Source organism: Flavobacterium buctense (assembly GCF_014486695.1).
In the GTDB taxonomy this organism is placed as follows: domain Bacteria; phylum Bacteroidota; class Bacteroidia; order Flavobacteriales; family Flavobacteriaceae; genus Flavobacterium; species Flavobacterium buctense.
The window spans coordinates 222,823-243,526 of sequence record NZ_JACTAB010000004.1; the positions used below are offsets into that span (position 1 = coordinate 222,823).

The 20,704-nt window shown below is 37.1% G+C and carries 17 protein-coding genes; 9 read left to right on the plus strand and 8 right to left on the minus strand.

What is annotated here, in order from left to right:
• Positions 1-4: 4 nt before the first annotated feature.
• Complete coding sequence (locus tag ICG50_RS08420; protein ID WP_187660466.1) at positions 5-577, plus strand: pentapeptide repeat-containing protein; 573 nt, start codon at positions 5-7, stop codon at positions 575-577.
• A gap of 53 nt (positions 578-630) precedes the next feature.
• On the opposite strand, the gene glyA is transcribed toward ICG50_RS08420, so the two are convergent.
• Positions 631-1,905, minus strand: a complete 1,275-nt coding sequence (gene glyA, locus ICG50_RS08425; RefSeq protein WP_187660467.1) for a serine hydroxymethyltransferase — start codon at positions 1,903-1,905, stop codon at positions 631-633.
• Between the two features lie 109 nt (positions 1,906-2,014).
• On the opposite strand from glyA, the gene fahA reads away from it, so the two are divergent.
• The 6 genes from fahA (at position 2,015) to ICG50_RS08455 (ending at position 9,487) form a co-directional block, all read left to right on the plus strand.
• Positions 2,015-3,298, plus strand: coding sequence for a fumarylacetoacetase (fahA, locus tag ICG50_RS08430; RefSeq protein WP_187660468.1), 1,284 nt, complete (start codon positions 2,015-2,017; stop codon positions 3,296-3,298).
• Positions 3,299-3,367: 69 nt separating this feature from the next.
• Positions 3,368-4,450, plus strand: coding sequence for a glycine cleavage system aminomethyltransferase GcvT (gene gcvT, locus ICG50_RS08435; RefSeq protein ID WP_187660469.1), 1,083 nt, complete (start codon positions 3,368-3,370; stop codon positions 4,448-4,450).
• Positions 4,451-4,455: 5 nt separating this feature from the next.
• Positions 4,456-6,477: a S41 family peptidase gene (locus ICG50_RS13185; RefSeq protein ID WP_187660470.1), complete on the plus strand. Its 2,022-nt coding sequence runs from the start codon at positions 4,456-4,458 to the stop codon at positions 6,475-6,477.
• Between the two features lie 4 nt (positions 6,478-6,481).
• Positions 6,482-7,516, plus strand: coding sequence for an LIC11966 family surface protein (locus ICG50_RS08445; protein WP_187660471.1), 1,035 nt, complete (start codon positions 6,482-6,484; stop codon positions 7,514-7,516).
• A 75-nt stretch (positions 7,517-7,591) separates the two neighbouring features.
• Positions 7,592-8,302, plus strand: coding sequence for a YebC/PmpR family DNA-binding transcriptional regulator (locus ICG50_RS08450; RefSeq protein ID WP_187660472.1), 711 nt, complete (start codon positions 7,592-7,594; stop codon positions 8,300-8,302).
• Positions 8,303-8,536: 234 nt separating this feature from the next.
• Positions 8,537-9,487, plus strand: a complete 951-nt coding sequence (locus ICG50_RS08455; protein WP_187660473.1) for a hypothetical protein — start codon at positions 8,537-8,539, stop codon at positions 9,485-9,487.
• Between the two features lie 93 nt (positions 9,488-9,580).
• Here the strand turns inward: ICG50_RS08455 and capA are convergent, their stop codons facing one another.
• The 3 genes from capA to ICG50_RS08470 form a co-directional block, all read right to left on the minus strand.
• The gene (gene capA, locus ICG50_RS08460) at positions 9,581-10,621 is read right to left on the minus strand and encodes a cysteate synthase (RefSeq protein ID WP_187660474.1); all 1,041 of its coding nucleotides are present in this window, start codon (positions 10,619-10,621) and stop codon (positions 9,581-9,583) included.
• 79 nt (positions 10,622-10,700) lie between these two features.
• Positions 10,701-12,764, minus strand: coding sequence for a S9 family peptidase (locus tag ICG50_RS08465; protein ID WP_187660475.1), 2,064 nt, complete (start codon positions 12,762-12,764; stop codon positions 10,701-10,703).
• 97 nt (positions 12,765-12,861) lie between these two features.
• Positions 12,862-13,887, minus strand: a complete 1,026-nt coding sequence (locus ICG50_RS08470) for a threonine aldolase family protein (protein WP_187660476.1) — start codon at positions 13,885-13,887, stop codon at positions 12,862-12,864.
• A gap of 148 nt (positions 13,888-14,035) precedes the next feature.
• Between ICG50_RS08470 and prfB the strand changes: the two genes are divergently transcribed.
• Together prfB and lpxD are read left to right on the plus strand one after the other, a co-directional pair.
• A protein-coding gene (gene prfB / locus ICG50_RS08475; RefSeq protein ID WP_187660477.1) for a peptide chain release factor 2 occupies positions 14,036-15,134 on the plus strand; the annotation gives its coding sequence in 2 pieces (ribosomal slippage) (positions 14,036-14,098 and positions 14,100-15,134; 1,098 coding nt in all).
• Between the two features lie 79 nt (positions 15,135-15,213).
• Positions 15,214-16,212: a UDP-3-O-(3-hydroxymyristoyl)glucosamine N-acyltransferase gene (gene lpxD / locus ICG50_RS08480; protein WP_187660478.1), complete on the plus strand. Its 999-nt coding sequence runs from the start codon at positions 15,214-15,216 to the stop codon at positions 16,210-16,212.
• A 232-nt stretch (positions 16,213-16,444) separates the two neighbouring features.
• Here the strand turns inward: lpxD and ICG50_RS08485 are convergent, their stop codons facing one another.
• The 4 genes from ICG50_RS08485 to ICG50_RS08500 all read right to left on the minus strand — a co-directional run bounded on the left by ICG50_RS08485 (position 16,445) and on the right by ICG50_RS08500 (position 20,666).
• Positions 16,445-17,212, minus strand: a complete 768-nt coding sequence (locus tag ICG50_RS08485; protein WP_187660479.1) for a dienelactone hydrolase family protein — start codon at positions 17,210-17,212, stop codon at positions 16,445-16,447.
• A gap of 95 nt (positions 17,213-17,307) precedes the next feature.
• Entirely contained in the window at positions 17,308-18,531 is a 1,224-nt protein-coding gene (locus ICG50_RS08490; protein ID WP_187660480.1) for a porin, read from the minus strand.
• Positions 18,532-18,664: 133 nt separating this feature from the next.
• A complete protein-coding gene (locus ICG50_RS08495) occupies positions 18,665-19,996 on the minus strand; it encodes an inorganic phosphate transporter (protein ID WP_187660481.1) in 1,332 nt (443 codons plus the stop codon).
• Between the two features lie 25 nt (positions 19,997-20,021).
• A complete protein-coding gene (locus ICG50_RS08500; RefSeq protein WP_187660482.1) occupies positions 20,022-20,666 on the minus strand; it encodes a DUF47 domain-containing protein in 645 nt (214 codons plus the stop codon).
• Between the last annotated feature and the right edge of the window lie 38 nt (positions 20,667-20,704).

Sequence of the window (20,704 nt, forward strand, 5' to 3'; positions counted from 1 at the left end):
ACTTATGCATTCAGATTATATAGCAGACCAAGAATTCAGAAACGAAGTTTTTAATGATGTCAATACGAAATTCAAAGAGTTTGACAACTGCACGTTTTACAACATCGACTTCACCGATTGCACCTTCCAAACGGTAACTTTTGTCGACTGTAATTTCTTTGATTGCAATTTTAAAGACACTAAAATCAATTATGTTTCCTTGCGCGGTGTTTGGTTTACCAAATGCAATTTTACCAATGTCAATTTTGCCATGACCGACCAAGTAATTTTTGAGTTTCACTTCAAGGATTGTTTGTTGGATTATGCCCAATTCTACGCCTTGAAGATGAAAAAAATGCAATTCATCAACTGCAGTATGATTGCCGTCGATTTTATGGCAAGTGATTTAACCGAAGTTTTATTCGACAATTGTAATCTGCGAAGAGCTGTTTTTATTGACACTATTGCCAACAAAGCTGATTTTTCCACCAGTTATGATTATGCTTTTGACCCTGAAAAAAATAAAATCAAAAAGGCTGTTTTTTCAACTGATGGTTTGAAAGGATTGTTACAGAAATACGATATTGTGGTAAAATAAAAAACCTTCAAAAGCGAACTCTTGAAGGTTTTTGTATAACTGTTTTTTACTGTTTAGTAAACGAAAATCGCTCTTTCGCTCATCATGTCGTTTACTTCGTCTCCGATTTCGGCTAATAATTCTTCGTTAGTTGAATTCATCAACACTCTGTCGATTAAATCAACAATCGTTTCCATATCACTTTCTACTAAACCACGAGTCGTAATAGCCGGAGTTCCAACGCGAATTCCTGAAGTCACAAACGGTGATTTGTCATCAAACGGTACCATATTTTTATTCACGGTGATTTCGGCTTTGCCCAAAGCAATTTCGGCGTCTTTACCGGAAATGTTTTTATTTCTTAAGTCGATTAACATCATGTGGTTGTCTGTTCCTCCAGAGATTAAATGGTAACCTCTTTTTACGAAAGCTTCCGCCATCGCTTTGGCATTTTTTTGGACTTGCATTGCATAAGCAAAAAACTCATCTGATAAAGCTTCGCCAAACGCTACTGCTTTCGCTGCGATGATATGCTCCAATGGACCGCCTTGATTTCCCGGGAAAACCGACATGTCTAAAACGTGAGACATCATTCTGATTTCTCCTTTTGGCGTTGTTAAACCCCATGGATTTTCGAAATCTTTCCCCATCATAATCATTCCGCCTCTTGGTCCACGCAACGTTTTATGCGTTGTAGTTGTAACGATATGACAATGTGGAATTGGGTCATTCATCAAGCCTTTGGCAATTAAACCGGCTGGATGCGAGATATCGGCTAACAATAAAGCGCCAACGCTATCCGCAATTTCTCTGAAACGTTTAAAATCCATGTCACGAGAATAGGCTGAAGCGCCTGCAATAATCATTTTCGGTTGCTCTTTAGTTGCGATTTCTTGGATTTTATCATAGTTCAACACTCCGGTTTCTTGTTCCACACCATAAAAACTTGGCGAGTACAATTTTCCTGAAAAATTCACAGGAGAACCATGAGTTAAGTGACCACCGTGAGACAAATCGAATCCTAAGATTTTATCGCCCGGTTTTAAACAAGCCGCAAAAACAGCGGTGTTTGCTTGAGAACCTGAGTGTGGTTGAACATTAACATATTCGGCACCGAATAAAGCTTTTGCTCTGTCGATGGCGATTTGCTCAATCACATCTACCACTTCACAGCCACCATAATATCTTTTACCGGGATAGCCTTCAGCATATTTATTAGTCAATACAGAACCAGCTGCTTCCATCACTTGATCACTTACAAAGTTCTCAGAGGCAATAAGTTCAATTCCGTGAATTTGTCTTTCTTGTTCTTCAAGAATTAAGTCAAAAATTTGTTCGTCGCGTTGCATTTGAAATTATTTCGTTAAATTGAGGTCAAAATTACAAAAATCGTTTGTTAAATTAATAGTAAATGATATATTTGATTGCTAATTTTTCAACAACTAAATCAACACTATCATGCCTTTAACAACAAACAATCCCACCCGTAAATCCTGGCTTAATGTCCCCAATAACAGTGACTTTCCCATTCAGAATATTCCTTTTGGTGTATTCTTGACTAAGGAGGATGTCATCACCATCGGAACAAGAATAGGTGATTACGCTATCGATTTAGGCGCTTTGCAGCAATTAAATTATTTTGAAGGTATTGATTTGACCGATGATATGTTTATGCAAGACACGCTAAACGATTTTATATCTGACGGAAAAAAGACTTGGCGCTTAGTAAGAAACAGAATTGGCGATATTTTTGACAGTAACAATCCGAAGCTAAGAGATAATCCTGAGCACAGAGAAATAGTAATCTTTAAAATGGAAGATGTTGAGATGCAACTTCCAGTGTTGATTGGCGACTATACTGATTTTTATTCCAGTAAAGAACACGCTACTAATGTTGGAAAAATGTTCCGAGACCCTGCAAATGCTTTGTTACCCAACTGGTTGCATATTCCGGTTGGTTACCACGGAAGAAGTTCCACTATTATTCCATCAGGCATTCCAATTCATCGACCAATGGGACAAACTTTGCCTAACGGAGAAACCACACCCGTTTTTGGTCCGTCAAGATTAGTTGATTTCGAATTGGAAACTGCTTTTATCACTACCGATGCCAATATCATGGGAGAAAACATTCCGGTAAATGAAGCAGAAGAATATATTTTTGGTATGGTTTTACTAAACGATTGGAGCGCACGCGATATTCAAAAATGGGAATATGTACCACTTGGACCATTTTTAGCGAAAAACTTTGCTTCATCAATTTCGCCATGGATTGTAACAATGGATGCATTAGAACCTTTTAGATGCAAAGGACCAAACCAAGAACCGATGCCACTTCCCTATTTGCAACAAAAAGGAAAACACGCTTTTGACATCAATTTAGAAGTTTATATCGAACCTGAAAATGTAGCACCAAGTTTGGTTTCTAAATCCAACTTCAAATACATGTATTGGTCCATGTCGCAACAATTGGCACATCATACTTCTAACGGTTGCCGAATTAATTCAGGAGACATGATGGGTTCGGGAACGATTTCTGGTCCAACACCGGATAGTTTTGGTTCTATGCTCGAATTAACTTGGGGCGGAAAAAATCCAATTGTAATGAATGATGGCAGCGAACGCAAATTCATCAACGATAATGATACGGTCACTATGAAAGGTTTTTGTAAAAACAGTTCGGTTCGAATTGGTTTTGGTGAAGTTTCAACCAAACTTTTACCGCCTTTCGTTAGAAAATAATTTTCAATTGCAATGACAATTGCAAAATCAAATTTAAAATAAACAAACAACAACACAATTTAATTTATAATGAAAAACACAGCTTTAACACACATTCATGAAAGTTTAGGGGCTAAGATGGTACCATTTGCCGGGTACAACATGCCGGTGCAATATGAAGGTGTAAATGCCGAACATGAAACCGTAAGAAATAGCGTAGGCGTTTTTGACGTGTCACACATGGGTGAATTTTTGCTTACGGGCGAAAATGCTTTGGCACTAATTCAAAAAGTAACTTCTAATGACGCTTCGGTTCTCGAAATCGGGCGTGCACAATATTCTTGTTTACCAAACAATGACGGTGGCATCGTAGATGATTTAATCGTTTACCGAATGAAAGAAGACCAATATTTATTGGTAGTCAATGCGTCAAACATCGACAAAGACTGGAACTGGATTTCTTCACACAATGATTTAGGTGTTGACATGAAAAACATTTCTGAGGACTATTCTTTGTTGGCAATACAAGGACCAAAAGCGGTGGAAGCCATGCAGTCCTTAACTTCCGTAAACTTATCTGAAATCAAATATTATCATTTTGAAGTTGGGCCATTTGCCGGAGTTTCAGACGTAATTATTTCTGCTACAGGCTATACCGGTTCGGGCGGATTTGAAATTTACTGCAAAAATTCAGATGCAGAACAAGTTTGGAATAAAGTATTCGAAGCCGGTGCCGCTTTTGGCATCAAACCAATTGGTTTAGCGGCGCGTGATACTTTACGTTTGGAAATGGGATTTTGTTTATACGGAAATGACATCAACGATACTACTTCTCCATTAGAAGCCGGTTTGGGTTGGATTACCAAATTTACCAAAACCTTTACCAATTCAGAAAACCTTTTGAAACAAAAAGAAGCCGGCGTTACTCGTAAGTTGGTTGGATTCGAATTAATTGAAAGAGGCATTCCGCGTCATGACTACGAAATTGTAGATGCTGAGGGAAACAATATCGGAATTGTTACTTCTGGAACTATGGCACCATCTTTAGGAAAAGGAATTGGAATGGGCTATGTAAAAACGGAATTATCAGCGGTTGACAGTGACATTTATATCCAAATCAGAAACAATAAAGTAAAAGCAAAAGTGGTCAAATTGCCGTTTTATAAAAAATAATTAAAGTGAACCGATTCTTAATCATAGGGCTTTTTCCTCTTTTCCTACTCGGTCAAACGGAGAAAAACCCTTGTAAAACCTTATCAAGAATCAACACACTTATTCAGGAAAACCATTACAAGCCAAAACCGGTAGACGACAGTTTATCGGTTTATGTTTTTAAAACACTGCTCAGCCGTTTAGACGAAGAAAACCGCTTATTCATTGAACCCGAAATCAAATGGTTGCAAAAGCACGAGCTAAAAATTGATGATTATCTGACTACTAATGACTGTACCTTTTTAGACGATTTTTACGCTGCTTACTCCAAAACGGTATTGCGATATAAAACCGTTATAGAAACCCTCAAAAAAGAACCTTTTCCTTTAAGCAGTTCAGAAAAAGTTCAGTTCTCCAAAGAGGCATTTCCTTATGCCAAAGATGAAGCAGAATTAAAGCATCAATACAAAAAAAGAATCCTTTTCAACATTCTTCGCGATGTGTCGGAAATGAGTACCAACAAAGACTCACTTACTGCCAATTTTGAGACTTTAGCAGCAACCAGTAAAGCCAAAGTTTTTGATAAGAGCGAATGCAAAATCAGAAGCTACGAACTCACTAAAGAAGAATTCAATTCGGCTTTCCTTTCGGTATTTTGCTCTTATTTTGATCCGCATACCGATTATTTCTCCCAAAGTGACAAATCTTCTTTTTATTCCAACGTAAGTTCAGACAACCTTACTTTCGGGCTTTATGTTTCCATGACCGAAAAAGACGAAATGACCGTGGATGAAGTTTTACCCGGAAGTTCGGCCTATTTTACCGAGAAAATCGACAAAGGTGACCAACTGTTAAAAGTCAAACACAAAAACGATGAGTATGAAATCGCCTGCGCTTCGATGAAAAAAATAGATGAAATTATTACATCAAACGAATACAAAACCGCCGATTTTACCTTTAGAAAAAAAAGCGGTGAAGTGTACAGTGTACGCTTGAGTAAAAAAATAATGAAGGATTACCAAAACAATGTCTTTAGTTTCAAAATTAAAACCGACAATGCTACTATTGGCTACATTCGAATTCCAAGCTTCTATGCTACTTTTGAAAACGGGAAATCCAGCGCGAGTAATGATGTGGCTAAAGAAGTCTACAAACTCCAAGAAGACCAAATCGACGGAATCATCATCGATGTTGAAAACAATGGCGGTGGTTCAATGGAGGAAGCAGTCAAACTATCCGGATTGTTTATAGACGCCGGTCCTTTGGCTATAATGAACGACAACAAAAACAAAAAAGAAATCCTGAAGGACATGCGTCGTGGTACAATTTACACCGGACCTATAGTAGTCATGGTCAATGGTTTTTCGGCTTCTGCGAGTGAGTTTTTTGCCAATGCCATGCAAGATTATAATCGTGCTATTTTAGTTGGAAATCGAACCCTGGGAAAAGCTTCTATGCAAAGAATATTTCCTTTAGATGATGACAATCAAGAGTTTCTAAAATTAACTTTGGAAAAATTCTACCGCATTACCGGAAAAAGTAACCAATATTCCGGCATCATGCCCGATATTGAAATTCCGTTGTTGTTTGACAAGCAAATGCCACGTGAAGACAGTAACAAAACCGCTTTGCAAAATGATGAAATTAGTGTAATTGTTAAGTACAACCGATTGAGTAATGAATTCAAAGACGAAGTGATGGCTTTAAGCAAAAAACGCATTGAACAAAATCCAATCGCGAATGAAATTATAGCTTTAAACACTAAAATCAATCCGTTATACGATAATGATTTGCCTCCAATACTGTTGCATTTTGACAAGGTTTTTGATGAGGTCAATAGCATAAACAAACTTTGGAAAGAAATCAAATCAACCGGTGAAAAAAAGTTATCCATGACTGTTGAACAAAATTCCATTGATATAGAAAACCAAAAGTTTGACGAATACTTAAAGAGTTTCAATACTGAAAGAGTAAAAGACATCAAACAAAACTATCACATATTGGAAGCCGTAAACATTTTAAACGATATTAAAAACATAAAACCCTAACTTTATGAAAATCAAATTACTATTTGTTATTACATTTTTTATTAGTTTAAATATAAAAGCCCAAGAATTCAAATCTCCGGTTGAGTACCTAAGCTACATCGGTAAAGAACAAGAGAACATTTCTAAGAGCATGTGGAAGTACACTTCTGCTGTGGCGCATTCTAAAAGTGCTCGTCGCATTGACAACACCAGAAAGCTCTTGGTAAAAAGCATCCAAACCGCCAACAAAAAAGTCAGTGCTTTAAAAGACGGTTACAAAGGCGATGTAGATTACCGAAATCAAGTAATAGAGTTTCTAAATATCTCTGAAAAAAACATCAACGAAGAATACGACAAAATCATCAACATGCAAGAAGTGGCTGAGGAATCTTATGATTTAATGGAAGCTTACATTATGACACGTGATTTGGTCAATAAAAAGATCGATGCCGAATATGAAAAAGTGAGTTTGGCCCAAAAAACTTTCGCCACCAAATACAACATCAACCTCACCGAAGACGTAAGCGAATTGGGTAAAAAGATGAAAATCTCAGGAGAAGTTTTTGATTACCATACTCAATTGTACCTGATCTTCTTCAAAACTAATATAACCGATTTGTTTCTGTCACAAGCCATAGAAAAGAAAGACCTTGGTGCTATCCAACAAAACAGTAGCGCTTTGATTCAGTATGCTGACGAAGGGTTGGAAAAACTAAAAACCATCAAACCTTATGATGGCGACAATACTATGGTTTTAACCACCAAAAAAGCTTTGGAATACTATAAAAAACAAGCCCAACAGTTTGCGCCTAAGGTAGTTGATTTCCTCATGTTCAATGAAAAATTTGAAACCGCCAAAAAATCATTAGAATCCAAATCAGACAAAGACAGAACCAAAGAAGAAATCGAAAACTACAATGGTATGGTCAAGCAAATCAACAAAGAAATCGACAATTACAATAAAATCAACAACACCAATTTACAAGAAAAAAACACCATAATCAACAATTGGAACTCGACCGGAGACATTTTTATTTCGGCACACGTTCCCCAAGGTTAATTTGTAGATTCTATCGTTTGCAATAACCGAATAAACCGTTATTTTTGCACAAAATAAAAAAACATTCTATCAGAAATGGGAAGAGCATTTGAATTTAGAAAAGGAAGAAAAATGAAGCGTTGGTCAGCCATGGCCAAAGCCTTTACACGTATCGGAAAAGACATCGTCATGGCGGTGAAAGAAGGCGGACCAAACCCGGAAGCCAATTCCCGTTTAAGAGCGGTAATGCAAAACGCCAAGGCAGCTAATATGCCAAAAGAAAACGTAGAACGCGCTATTAAAAAAGCCACCGACAAAGATACGGCCAACTATAAAGAACAACTTTTTGAAGGTTATGCACCACACGGAATTGCCCTTTTAATTGAAACCGCTACCGACAACAACAACAGAACCGTGGCCAACATCAGAAGTTATTTCAATAAATGCAACGGAACGTTGGGCACACAAGGCTCGGTTGAATTCATGTTCGACCACACTTGCAACTTCAGAATCCCAAACAACAATATCGACATTGAGGAAATGGAGTTAGAATTCATCGATTTCGGTGCCGAAGAAATCTTTGCCGATGAAGACGGAATCTTAATCTACGCGCCTTTCGGAAGCTTTGGAGCCATTCAAAAAGAATTGGAAAGCCGTGGCATTGAAATCTTGTCTTCCGGATTCGAAAGAATTCCGCAAATCACTAAAAAACTAACCGAAGCCGAAATGGCCGACGTAGAAAAACTAATCGAAAAAATCGAAGAAGATGACGACGTGATGAACGTGTATCATACGATGGAAGAATAATATCAGATATTAAATTTTAGATATTAAATATAACGCTAGGCATTTGCTTGGCGTTTTTTTGTTTTTAGGAGCAGAACGTTTTGGGGTTCTTTCACTATTGCTCCCGCTATCCGCGCTACATGGTAGCTTGCTCCTATCGGGGCTAAAATGGCGAATCTGCGTAAAAACAATAAGTATTATTGTTATATTTGACTAAACGCTATTTAGTCATTTAAAATTTCAATCGAAATAATTATGAAAATAACAACTATACTTTTTCTTCTATTTGCCTTTAACTCTAGCTCAGCACAGAAAATTGAAACCATTACTATTCCTAAAGGAATTGTTTATAATTACTGTAGTGACAAAATAATTGACAAAACAAAAAAAATGATAACCAGTAATATTGCTGATAGTACTGACTATTCATTATTACAAAAAACACTTATTGTTGGTCCAGTATTATGGAGCCGTTTTAAAGAATATAAAAAAATACAAACGATTGAAAAAGGTAAAGTGTCTTTTCATGTTGATGATTTGATATTAGAAGGCAAAATGAGTCAAGACATTAATGATTCCAAAATAATTTGGAATGAATTCAGGAAAGAGATAACTGAAAATTACATCATCAGAAAAGCGAATGAACAAGAATTACGATACTATTGGTCAGTCATTTCATTTGATATAGACGAACCATTATTAATTGTAGAAACAAAAAATCACAATTATATTTTAAATGTTTTAAAAAAGGATTTAAAACTTATGTGGCTGGATGAAGTTCCTCCTTTAAATAAAGAGTCTGGTAATGAAAACTCAAAAGTAGTAATGTATCGAGATGGAAAAGTAATTGATTCAATCCCGAAAGGAGTTAAAGAAACAAAATTAGAGAAGGTTGTTTTTTTGAATTCAGATGCCGAACTTAAAGAAAACAGTTCTATTGAAGATATCAATGAAATTTTAACTAAAATGAAGGCTATTTTTGAGGAGCTTTTCAAAAACTCTGACAAACCGGGAAAAATAATGGTTCAGATTGAACTAGGAAAAATTGAAAACAAAATAGATTTTGCAGTAAGAGATGAATTAGATTTAGATATAATGAAAGAATTTGAAAAAAAAATAAATGCTGAGAAATATCCAAATTCAAAAAAAGACCCCATAAAAATTCAATTTATTTTTAAAGTAAACTCTTTTGATGATTCAGAATAAAAAGAAAATAAAAGACGCATTAGTTATTGAATAATAAGAAAACAAAAACGCCAAGCAATGCTCGGCGTTTTCTATATCTAAAAGTAATTCTAATTACTTAATGAATTCTATCTTCTGTACTTCTTCCGCATTAACACTGTCAAAGAAACCTTGCTCATTCATCCAGTCATCACTATATACTTTACTCATATAACGCGAACCATGGTCTGGGAAAATAGCAATTACATTACTGTTTTCGTTAAACTCACCTTCTTCAGCATATTGCTTAATAGCTTGCATTACGGCTCCTGAAGTGTAACCTACAAACAATCCTTCTTTTTTAGCAATTTCACGAGTAGTGTGCGCACTTTCCTCATCCGTAACTTTCATGAAATGATCGATAGAATCGAAATCAGTTGCGGTTGGGATTAGATTTTTTCCTAAACCTTCTATTCTGTATGGGTAAATTTCTTCAGCATCAAACTCTTTGGTTTCGTGGTATTTTTTCAATACTGAACCAAATGCATCAACGCCTAAAATTCTAATATTCGGATTTTGTTCTTTCAAAAACTTCGCTGCTCCTGAAATCGTTCCTCCGGTGCCGCTGCACGCAATCAAGTGGGTAATTTTTCCATTGGTTTGTTCCCAAATTTCCGGACCCGTTGATTTGTAATGCGCATCAATATTCAATTGGTTAAAATACTGATTGATATAAATAGAACCTTTGGTTTCTTCGTGTAAACGCTTAGCTACATTGTAATATGAACGCTCGTCATCGGCAGAAACGTGTGCCGGACAAACATATACTTTGGCACCTAAACTGCGCAACATATCTATTTTATCTTTCGAAGATTTAGAACTTACCGCCAAGATACAGCTATATCCTTTAATGATGCTCACCATAGCCAAACTAAAACCGGTATTACCCGATGTAGTTTCAATGATAGTATCACCCGGCGTTAAAATGCCTTGTCTTTCTGCTTCTTCAATAATATATAATGCAATTCTGTCTTTGGTGGAGTGACCTGGGTTGAAGGCTTCAACCTTAGCGTAAAAATTTCCCGGTAAAGATTCTGTGATTTTATTAAGTCTAATTAGTGGAGTATTCCCTATTAGACTTAACACATTATCGTGAGCTTTTATATCTTCTTTCATAAAATAAATTAGTCAAGGCGTATTAACAAGTCAATTTTACAGACTTTTTAACTTTGCAAATTTAATAAAATATTTTAAACTATCTTTTTATTCCTTCTAAATCTAACAAAAAACTGTATTCTTTGGCGATTTCCTTAATGGCTTCAAACCTTCCCGACGCTCCTCCGTGACCTGCTTCCATGTTGGTATCCAAATATAACTGATTATTATCAGTTTTCAAAACCCTTAATTTGGCGACCCATTTCGCTGGTTCCCAATATTGTACCTGTGAATCGTGTAATCCGGTCGATACATACATATTCGGATAGTCTTGCGCTACTACATTGTCATAAGGCGAATAGGAAAGCATATAATTATAATATTTCTTCACATTCGGATTGCCCCATTCATCATATTCTCCCGTAGTTAAAGGGATTGTATCGTCCAACATTGTTGTCACTACATCCACAAACGGCACTTGCGCGATGACTCCGTGGTACAAAGATGGTGCCATGTTTACTATAGTACCCATTAAAAGTCCGCCGGCAGAACCGCCTTCCGCGTACAAATGTTGTGGTGATGTATATTTATTGTCAATCAAAAACTGGGAACAATCGATGAAATCGGTAAACGTATTTTTCTTTTTCAACAACTTGCCGTCTTCATACCATTGTCGGCCTAAATCTTCACCACCGCGTATATGTGCTATCGCAAAAATAAATCCTCTGTCCAATAACGTCAATCGCACTGAAGAAAAATAACAATCCATCGTAGCACCATAAGAACCGTAAGCATACAATAGCGTTGGATTGTTTCCGTCTTTCTTGATACCTTTGCGATAGACCATTGATATTGGGACTTTAGTTCCGTCTTTGGCTGTTGCCCAAAGTCGTTCTTCGGTGTAATTGTTTTTATCGAATTGGCCACCTAAAACTTCGTGTTCTTTCAACAAGGTTTTGGTCTTCGTTTTCATATTAAAATCAAATACAGATGATGGCACTGCTAATGATTGAAAGCTATAACGAAGGATTTCGGTATCAAAATCGAGATTGGTTGTCGTATATGCCGTATAAGTTTCACTGTCAAAAGGCAAATAGTATGCTCCTACTCCATTCCAAGGCATGATTCGAATTTGGTTCAAACCATTCGCACGTTCAGCAACCACTAGGTAATCCTTGAAAATATCAATGTCTTCTAACAAAACATCTTCTCGGTGCGCAATCACATCTACCCAATTTTCCTTTGTGGTAGCGTTTTCAGGTGTTTTCATCAACTTGAAGTTGGTTGCCTTGTCTTTATTGGTTACTATATAAAAATGGTCTCCAAAATGCGACATCGAATATTCTAATCCGCGTGTTCTTTTTTGGAAAATGGTAAACTTAGCGTCAGGCGTAGCGGATAAAACCGTTCGGTATTCTGTTGTTAACGTGCTGTTAGAATTGATTATGATGTATTTCTTCGACTTCGATTTATAAACCGAAACATCAAACGTTTCATCTTTTTCAAAATAAACCAACTTGTCTTTATCAGAATTGGTTCCGATTTTATGTTTGTAAATCTTATCTGAACGCAAGGTTTGGTCGTCTTTTCGGGTATAAAATAATGTCTTATTATCACTCGCCCAAGTCGCGCCTCCGGTAGTGTTTTCAATCTTTACGGGAAGTATTTCTCCCGTTTGAAGATTCTTAATTTGAATAGTATATTGTCTTCTCGAAACAGTATCGGTCCCAAAACTCGCCCAAACATTGTCTTCGCTAATACTTAAACCGGCCAAGTTGAAATAGGTAAACCCTTTAGCCATTTCGTTGCAATCGAATAGGATTTCTTCTTGGGCTTCCAAACTGCCTTTTTTGCGCGAATGAATCGGATAATCTTTGCCTTTTTCAAAACGCGTGATATAGTAATAACCATTATAGAAATAAGGAACCGATTCGTCATCTTCCTTAATTCGGGCTTTCATTTCTTCGAATAACTCTTTTTGGAACTCTTTGGTATGCGCAGTCGATTGTTGGTAGTATTCGTTCTCTTGATTCAGATAATCAATCACTTCCGATTTCTCTCTTTGGTTTAACCAATAGTAATTATCGGTGCGAACATGACCGTGTTTTTCCAACGGGTGTGGAATAATAGTAGCTTTTGGCGGTAATAGTATAGTTTCGGGCATGGAGTTGTTTATTATCAACTACAAAAATAACCATACTATTAAAGGCGATTTTGGTTTTAACAGAAAGTTATAAACTTAACAATTAACAGTTGTCTACTTAAAATTCAATTTTTCCCAACGCTTCCAAAACATATTCATGCATCACTTGACGGTAATCTAAATGCGTAACCATTCGCAACGCACCTTTGCCAAGCAAACTAATCACTATGCCTTTTTGCTTTAGCTTGTCCATTACTGCCTTGTCATCAATTTGTGGCTGAACGGAAAATACAATAATATTGGTTTCCACCGGTTCTACTTTAGCAACCCAAGGTAATTGTTGTAAAGTTTGCCCGAGTTCTTTAGCTCTTCTGTGGTCGTCGGTTAATCGGTTGATGTTATTTTGCAAAGCATAAATGCCGGCTGCCGCCAAATAACCCGATTGGCGCATGTTGCCCCCAAATATTTTTCGAATACGCAATGCGCGATGCATCGTCTCAGCATCAGAAATCAAAACTGAACCAATCGGCGCACCCAATCCTTTAGAAAAACAAACGGAAATGGTATCAAACAATTCCCCAAATTGCTTCGGATGCTGCTTCTTCTCGACAATCGCATTCCACAAACGCGCACCGTCTAAATGGTATTTTAAATTATTATCGACACAAACTTGCTTGATTTTTTTCAATTCCTCTAAATCATAACAAGCGCCGCCGCCTTTGTTGGTTGTGTTTTCAATAGCTACCATTTTTGACAATGGTGCGTGATAAAACTCAGGATCATTAATTCCGGCTTTAACTTGTTCCGCAGTTATCATTCCTCTGTTTCCATCCAATAAATTAAAGTTGACTCCGCTGTTGAATGAAGCGCCACCGGCCTCATACAAGTGAATGTGCGACCATTTATCGCAAATGATTTGGTCTCCGGGATTGGTGTTTAATTTAATCGCCGTTTGATTCGCCATCGTTCCCGAAGGAAAAAACAACGCGGCTTCTTTCCCAAACAAATCGGCTACCATTTTTTCAAAAGCATTAACGGTTGGATCTTGCTTGAACACATCATCACCAACTTTGGCGTTGAACATGGCTTGCAACATTTCGGGAGAAGGTTTGGTTACGGTATCACTGATTAAATTAATTTCCATATTTTATGAAGATAGCTTACTTTCGCATTATATTTATTTGAAGCTAATCCCGCTATTCGCTACAATCTTTTTTAAATTGAAATTTAAAAAAGGATTTCACTACTATCGGGGCTAGGGTTCAATTGTAAACCACAAAACTACATTATTTATGACAAATACCGAACAAATAAAAGGTATTGTAGAACGCCTTGGTGCGTTGAGGAGGTATCTTTGACATTGATGCCAAGCTTATAGAAATTACCAACGAAGAGGAAAAAACCTTTGCACCCGACTTTTGGAACAACGCCAAAGAAGCCGAAATCATTGTCAGAAACTTGCGCTCTAAGAAAAAATGGGTGGAAGATTTTGAGAAAGGCAATGCCATGGCGGAAGAACTCCAAATGGTGTACGAATTTTTCAAAGACGGCGATGCCACGGAAGCGGAACTCGACGAACAATACGAACTCACCAATACCCATATCGAAAGTTTAGAATTCAAAAACATGCTTTCTGATGAAGGGGATAGTTTGAGTGCTGTGCTGCAAATTACAGCAGGTGCCGGCGGAACGGAAAGCTGTGATTGGGCGTCGATGTTGATGCGCATGTATTTAATGTGGGCGGAAAATCAAGGGTATAAAGTCAAAGAGTTGAACTTTCAAGAAGGTGAAGTTGCCGGAATCAAAACGGTGACTTTAGAAATCGAAGGCGATTATGCTTTCGGTTACCTAAAAGGAGAAAACGGCGTACATCGTTTGGTGAGAATTTCTCCTTTTGACAGTAATGCCAAACGTCATACGTCTTTTGCATCTGTTTATGTTTATCCGTTAGTGGATGATACTATTGAAATTGAAATCAATCCGGCCGATATCGAAATCATCACTTCGCGTTCGAGTGGCGCCGGTGGACAGAACGTAAATAAAGTAGAAACCAAAGTACAATTATTCCACAAACCCACGGGCATCCAAATTCAATGTTCGGAAACACGCTCGCAACAAGACAACCGACAACGGGCGATGCAAATGTTGAAATCACAATTGTATGAAATTGAGTTAAAAAAACAACAAGCCCAACGCAGCGACATCGAAGCCGGAAAAATGAAAATCGAATGGGGTTCACAAATTCGGAATTATGTGATGCATCCCTATAAATTGGTGAAAGACGTGCGATCCGGTTACGAAACCAGTGATGTTGATGGTGTAATGAACGGTAATATCGATGAGTTTTTGAAAGCCTATTTAATGATGATGGGACAAAAAGAAGAAGAATAAGTAACCTTTTGGTTTGGGATTATTAGGATTTTCAAATACAATTTCAGTAATTTGAGAACTATAACCAACCAAAACCACTATGCGTTCTTTTTCAATTCAAGAAATTAATGAGGTATTACAAGGCGAAATTGTCGGTAGTACATCCCATAAAATAACCGCTCCGGAACAATTAGAATCTGCTTCGGAGACTGAAATATCCTTTATTGGCAACAAAAAATATGAAAAGCTTTGGGCCACTTCCAAAGCTTGTGTTGCCGTGGTAAACCAAGACATCAGCATTGAACCGGGTGATAATCGTGCTTTTATTAAAGTGAAAAATGCCGATTTAGCCATGTCACAAGTATTGGAGATGTTTGCTCCTGCTCCACCAATATTTTCTGTGGATATACATCCAACAGCAATTATTGACGACTCCGTTTCCATTGGAAATGGTGTCCGAATTGGCGCCGGCTGTTATATTGGTCCGAATGTTGTCATCGGTGAAAACACAACAATTTATCCGAATGTGACTATTTTAGACGAATGTACAATTGGAAAAAACACCATCATTTGGTCGGGCACTATTATCCGTGAGCGCTGTCATGTGGGCAGTCATTGTATTTTACATCCCAATTGCACAATTGGCGCAGACGGTTTCGGATTCAGACCTTGTCCGGAAAGAGGCTTGGTTAAAATTCCGCAAATCGGCAATGTGATTTTGGGCAATGGTGTTGAAATTGGCGCTAACTCTTGTGTTGACCGAGGTAAGTTCAGTTCGACTGTCTTAGGTGATGGTTGTAAAATTGACAATTTGGTGCAAATTGGGCACAACTCTAAATTGGGCAAATTCTGTATCATGGCCGGAAATTCAGGTTTGGCCGGTTCGGTAACGTTAGGAAACGGCGTTATCATTGGCGGAAGTGCTTCCGTCAAGGACCATACGACTATTGGTGACGGTGCTATCATTGGTGCAGGTTCAGGTGTAGCCGGAGATATTGAAGCCGGTAAAACGGTATTGGGTTATCCTGCCATTGATGCTCGTGATGCTTTGAAACAATGGGCAATTTTGAAAAGATTGGTGAGAGACTCTAATAAATAATTATGAATTTTGAATTATAAATGGTAGAAGCATTAATAATAACTTTAAAACAATTTAAAATTTATAATTCAAAATTTAAAATAACAATGTATATTTGCCACGAGGATTCCGAAAGGGAGTTACACCTCGCCGCAATTGTCGATCGCTCCAGATCGACTTTTGTATTTTATAGAAATAACGAAGCCCAAAGTAGTTGACTATTTTGGGCTTCGTTTATTAAGTAAAAGAGGAATTACAATACTTCTTTGAGGAAATCTTTTAGAGCAATCCACGAACGTTTATCGGCTAATTCATTGTAAGCTGCGCCTTTACTGTTGTCGCTTCCCGCATCTTTATGGGTGAATGCGTGCACGGAATTGGCATAATAAACCATTTGCCAATCGGTACCGGAAGCTCTCATTTCTGCTTGAAAACCATCTACTTCTTCTTTGGGTACAAAAGGATCATCGGCACCGTGAAGCACTAAGACTTTTGTATTAATTTTTCCTATAGCTCTGGCGGCATCTTTGCCTAAACCACCGTGGAACGAAACTACGCCTTGTACTTTTAAATTACCTCTTGCAGCTTCAATCGCACCGGTTCCTCCGAAGCAATATCCCATAACAACAATTTTATCAGGATTGGCGCCGAGTTTTATCAATTGGTCTAAAGCCAACTGGATTCTCTTTTGGTATTCGGCATAATTCTTTTTGTAATAACCGGCATTTTTTCCGGCTTCGGCACTGTTTTTCGGACGATTGTCTTTTCCGTAAATATCAGCAACGAAGGAATAGTAACCCAGTTCAGCTAATTTACTTGCGCTTTCTTGAGAATGAGCATCAATTCCAAACCAAGCCGGTAAAACCAATACACCGGGTTTGTCTTTTAATTCACTTTTTGGCTTTATGCCAAAACCGCTTAACACTTGTTCACCGTCTTTATAATCGATAGGGTTTAGTTGTGCGAAGGTTGAAAATGATAATGGCATTACAATCGCCAACAGGATTGTTTTTAGTTTCATAGGAATTAAATTAGTTTGCTATAAAATTAACCAATAAATAATAAAACAAAAGTTAATGTACTATTAAATAAAAAAGCCTCCGAAGAGGCTTTGCATTATATTCCGATTTCAACTTGAAAACGCAAGTACCAGTTATTTTTGGTATTTCCATTAAAATATTTCAAGGTATCATAGTTGAGTTCGGCTTGTAATTTAAAGGTGTGTTCCCAAATATATTTGGTTACACCTACCGAATATTCACGGGTGTTTGGGGTTAATGCTTGAATATCTTTACCCACATTTTGAGTAGAATATCTGGCGATAAATTCGTAATTGTTTTTTGTATTGTAACTGGCTTGGTAATCAAAACCATTTCCTATAAAAACATAATTACTCTCGGTTATATCATCCGGATTAACCGTAATGGCGTTATCATTGGTGGTTCTCGACATATAACTCATCATAGCAGCCCAACCGTTATACTTAAACATAGCATCTAATAAAACTGATTTCATGGTTCTGCTTTCAAACAAATCATTACCTAATTGACCTTGAGTACGTTGGGCGTGATTATTTTGATGGAAAGCACCTGACAATAATAATTTTGGTTTTTTCTCACGCATAACATCACCTTCAAAATAAGTTCCGTCTTTGGTAAAAGCACCAAAAGGCATCAACTCTAATTTTCCGGTAACGGCAATTCCTCCATCAGCCTTGCCGGTTTGATTCCTTCCTTCACCACTTGAAATAGCAGTTTTAAAATTATAGGAGAATTTATCTTTGAATTCGTTCATATCATGAACTTGGATACCAAAATCCCTATCAATAGTAAACTTAGCATTGTTAATAGTTCTGTCTGTTAATTGCAAACCTCCTGAGGAATTAACGCGTTGGCGGTTTCCAGGTAATTTAGTTTGTCCAAAGCTAATGTTCCAATGTCTATTTGGACGGTAAAATATGACCGCGTCTCTAATGATGTTGATATTTTCACCTTCTTTAACCTCACCAACATCTCCGGGTGCAAATGACAATTGTACTGCATATAAGAATTTCGGATTTCCAACATAACCGTCAAATCGCAAACGCAAACGACGCACTTGTCCGTCATAGGCTCCGTTTTCACCATCATTTTCAATATATGAAACGCGATTTTGCATTCGGAAACGAATATTCATTTGGAACAAACTATCAGGAGAAGTTATCCCGATGCCTTTACCAAAACTGTAGTAAGGCAAAGCCGATAATTTGATATCGTTATCGTGCTTGGTTTGTTCAATAGTCACCTGAGCTGACAATGAAATTGATACCAGTAAAGTAGCAATTAGTAATAATTTTTTCATGTTTAGTTGTGTGTGTGTGTGTTGTTGTTTAGACTTAATAATTAATTAATGTTTAGTAAATGATTTGATAACAAATAAGAATTAGTTATAAAAAAAGCCAACCTTACAGTCGGCTTTTAAAAGTATAAAAAAATTAAATAAATAATTTGAGTAAATAATAAATTGATGCCGCTAAAACGGCTGAAACAGGAATGGTTAAAATCCAAGCCCACAATAATTTAACCGTTACACCCCATCGAACAGCAGAAACCCTTTTGGTAACTCCTACTCCAATAATCGAACCTGTAATAGTATGCGTAGTCGATACCGGAATTTTAAAATGTTCTGTCGAGAATAAAGTTAAAGCACCTGCCGATTCAGCTACTACGCCTTCAAAAGCAGTTACTTTGGTGATTTTGGAACCCATGGTTTTTACAATTTTCCAACCACCACTTAAAGTTCCTAAAGCAATTACAGTATAACAAGTTAACGGAATCCAACCCGGCATGACACCGTCAATTTTCACGCCGTCTTTTTCAGAAGGCAATACCACGTTTAAGTCAAGCCAACCGGAAGACATATCGATATTCGGATTTGATTTGATGTAAACAGCCACGGCTGCTGCAATAATACCCATTACTTTTTGGGAATCGTTTCCACCGTGTCCTAAACTGAAAGCGGCAGAAGACAGTAACTGCATTTTCTTTAAAACTTTTTCAGCTTTAGCGGTAGAAAAACTACTAAATAGTAAGTTGAAAATAGCCAAACTGTAAAAAATCACAGCCACTAAAAACCATTTAATATTGGCCGGCTCAGTGATAACACTCCAAAAATGGCTTTCAAATCGCGGTTTCTTGATATCATCATAAGAAACCATTACTGAGGATAAAAACCACAATACTAAAAGCATTAAAACTACAGTCAGCACTTTTGGCCAAACATTTTTCTTAGAGGAATACATTAACCAAAGTGAAATGAAATAGGAAATAATCATTCCCAATAGCGGTGCAAATACAATAAACAAGATTACTATGACAACCCCTGAAGGCAATAATTCTCCTTCTTTAGCGTCTTTTAACCAGTTTACAATTTTAAATCCGGCATGTTCCGGATCGGTTACATCTCGGAAACCGTGAGCAATAGCTGCTCCGGCGAATCCACCAATTAAAGTATGAGAAGAAGAAGATGGAATTCCTTTCCACCAAGTGATTAAGTTCCAAATAATCGCAGCAATAACTCCGGCTAAAATCACCGTCAAGTCAATACTGCTGGTATGAGCTGTTTTGGCTACCGTATCGGCTACACCGAATCCGAAAACCCAGTAAGCCAAGAAGTTAAAAAGCGCTGCCCAAAGTACGGCCTGAAAAGGTGTTAAAACCTTAGTCGCTACAATCGTTGCAATAGAGTTGGCCGCATCGTGAAAACCATTGATGTAGTCAAAAACTAAAGCAAGAAAGATGATAATTAATAATAAAGTAAAATCCATAAAAGTTGGTTTTAATTATAACTGTTTATGAATGTTTTACTGAAATTTGCTCCATTACGTTGGAAACACTTTTACATTTGTCTGAAGCTGACTCCAAAGCTGAAAGTACTTCTTTGTATTTAATGATGTTTTTAACATCGGTTTCGTTTTCGAAAATATCCGCTACTGCTTTATCAAAAACTGAATCCGCTTTGCTTTCTAATTTGTTGATTTTTTTACAAGTATCTTTAATCGCTTTGTGGTCTTTCATGTCTTTCAACTCTTTGATACCAATGTTGATCAACTGACAAGCTTCTAAATTAATTTCCGTCAATTTACGAATCGACTTAGTAATTTTTTCTACTTGGTATAAACGCATTCTACTCGCAGCACCGTGCATGTAATCGGCTACGTTGTCAATGGCTTTTATTAAAGAGTGAATATCTTCACGGTCAAACGGTGTAATAAAGTTTCTGCTTAACTCTAAGTGAGTTTTATGGGTAATCTCTTCTATAGTAGCTTCTAATTCTTCAATTTTTCTGAAGTAATCTTCACGCTCTGCTTTTGGAGCATTTACGGCTTCGTGCAAGGTTTCCGCTAATAAAACTAAATTGGAAGAGGCTTGTTCAAAAAGTGGAAAAAATTTTTTATCTTTTGGAACTAAAAACTGGAAAATACTGTTTATTGACATAGTGTTAAAATTTGATGCAAATGTATTACTCTAATGTT

Coding starts and splice junctions, on each gene's coding strand:
- ICG50_RS08500 (WP_187660482.1), bottom strand. CDS start 20,666: ATGTCAATAAACAGTATTTTCCAGTTTTTAGTTCCAAAAGATAAAAAA.
- glyA (WP_187660467.1), bottom strand. CDS start 1,905: ATGCAACGCGACGAACAAATTTTTGACTTAATTCTTGAAGAACAAGAA.
- ICG50_RS08470 (WP_187660476.1), bottom strand. CDS start 13,887: ATGGAAATTAATTTAATCAGTGATACCGTAACCAAACCTTCTCCCGAA.
- ICG50_RS08465 (WP_187660475.1), bottom strand. CDS start 12,764: ATGCCCGAAACTATACTATTACCGCCAAAAGCTACTATTATTCCACAC.
- gcvT (WP_187660469.1), top strand. CDS start 3,368: ATGAAAAACACAGCTTTAACACACATTCATGAAAGTTTAGGGGCTAAG.
- fahA (WP_187660468.1), top strand. CDS start 2,015: ATGCCTTTAACAACAAACAATCCCACCCGTAAATCCTGGCTTAATGTC.
- ICG50_RS08485 (WP_187660479.1), bottom strand. CDS start 17,212: ATGAAACTAAAAACAATCCTGTTGGCGATTGTAATGCCATTATCATTT.
- ICG50_RS08495 (WP_187660481.1), bottom strand. CDS start 19,996: ATGGATTTTACTTTATTATTAATTATCATCTTTCTTGCTTTAGTTTTT.
- ICG50_RS08445 (WP_187660471.1), top strand. CDS start 6,482: ATGAAAATCAAATTACTATTTGTTATTACATTTTTTATTAGTTTAAAT.
- lpxD (WP_187660478.1), top strand. CDS start 15,214: ATGCGTTCTTTTTCAATTCAAGAAATTAATGAGGTATTACAAGGCGAA.
- ICG50_RS08490 (WP_187660480.1), bottom strand. CDS start 18,531: ATGAAAAAATTATTACTAATTGCTACTTTACTGGTATCAATTTCATTG.
- ICG50_RS08455 (WP_187660473.1), top strand. CDS start 8,537: ATGAAAATAACAACTATACTTTTTCTTCTATTTGCCTTTAACTCTAGC.
- ICG50_RS08450 (WP_187660472.1), top strand. CDS start 7,592: ATGGGAAGAGCATTTGAATTTAGAAAAGGAAGAAAAATGAAGCGTTGG.
- capA (WP_187660474.1), bottom strand. CDS start 10,621: ATGAAAGAAGATATAAAAGCTCACGATAATGTGTTAAGTCTAATAGGG.
- ICG50_RS08420 (WP_187660466.1), top strand. CDS start 5: ATGCATTCAGATTATATAGCAGACCAAGAATTCAGAAACGAAGTTTTT.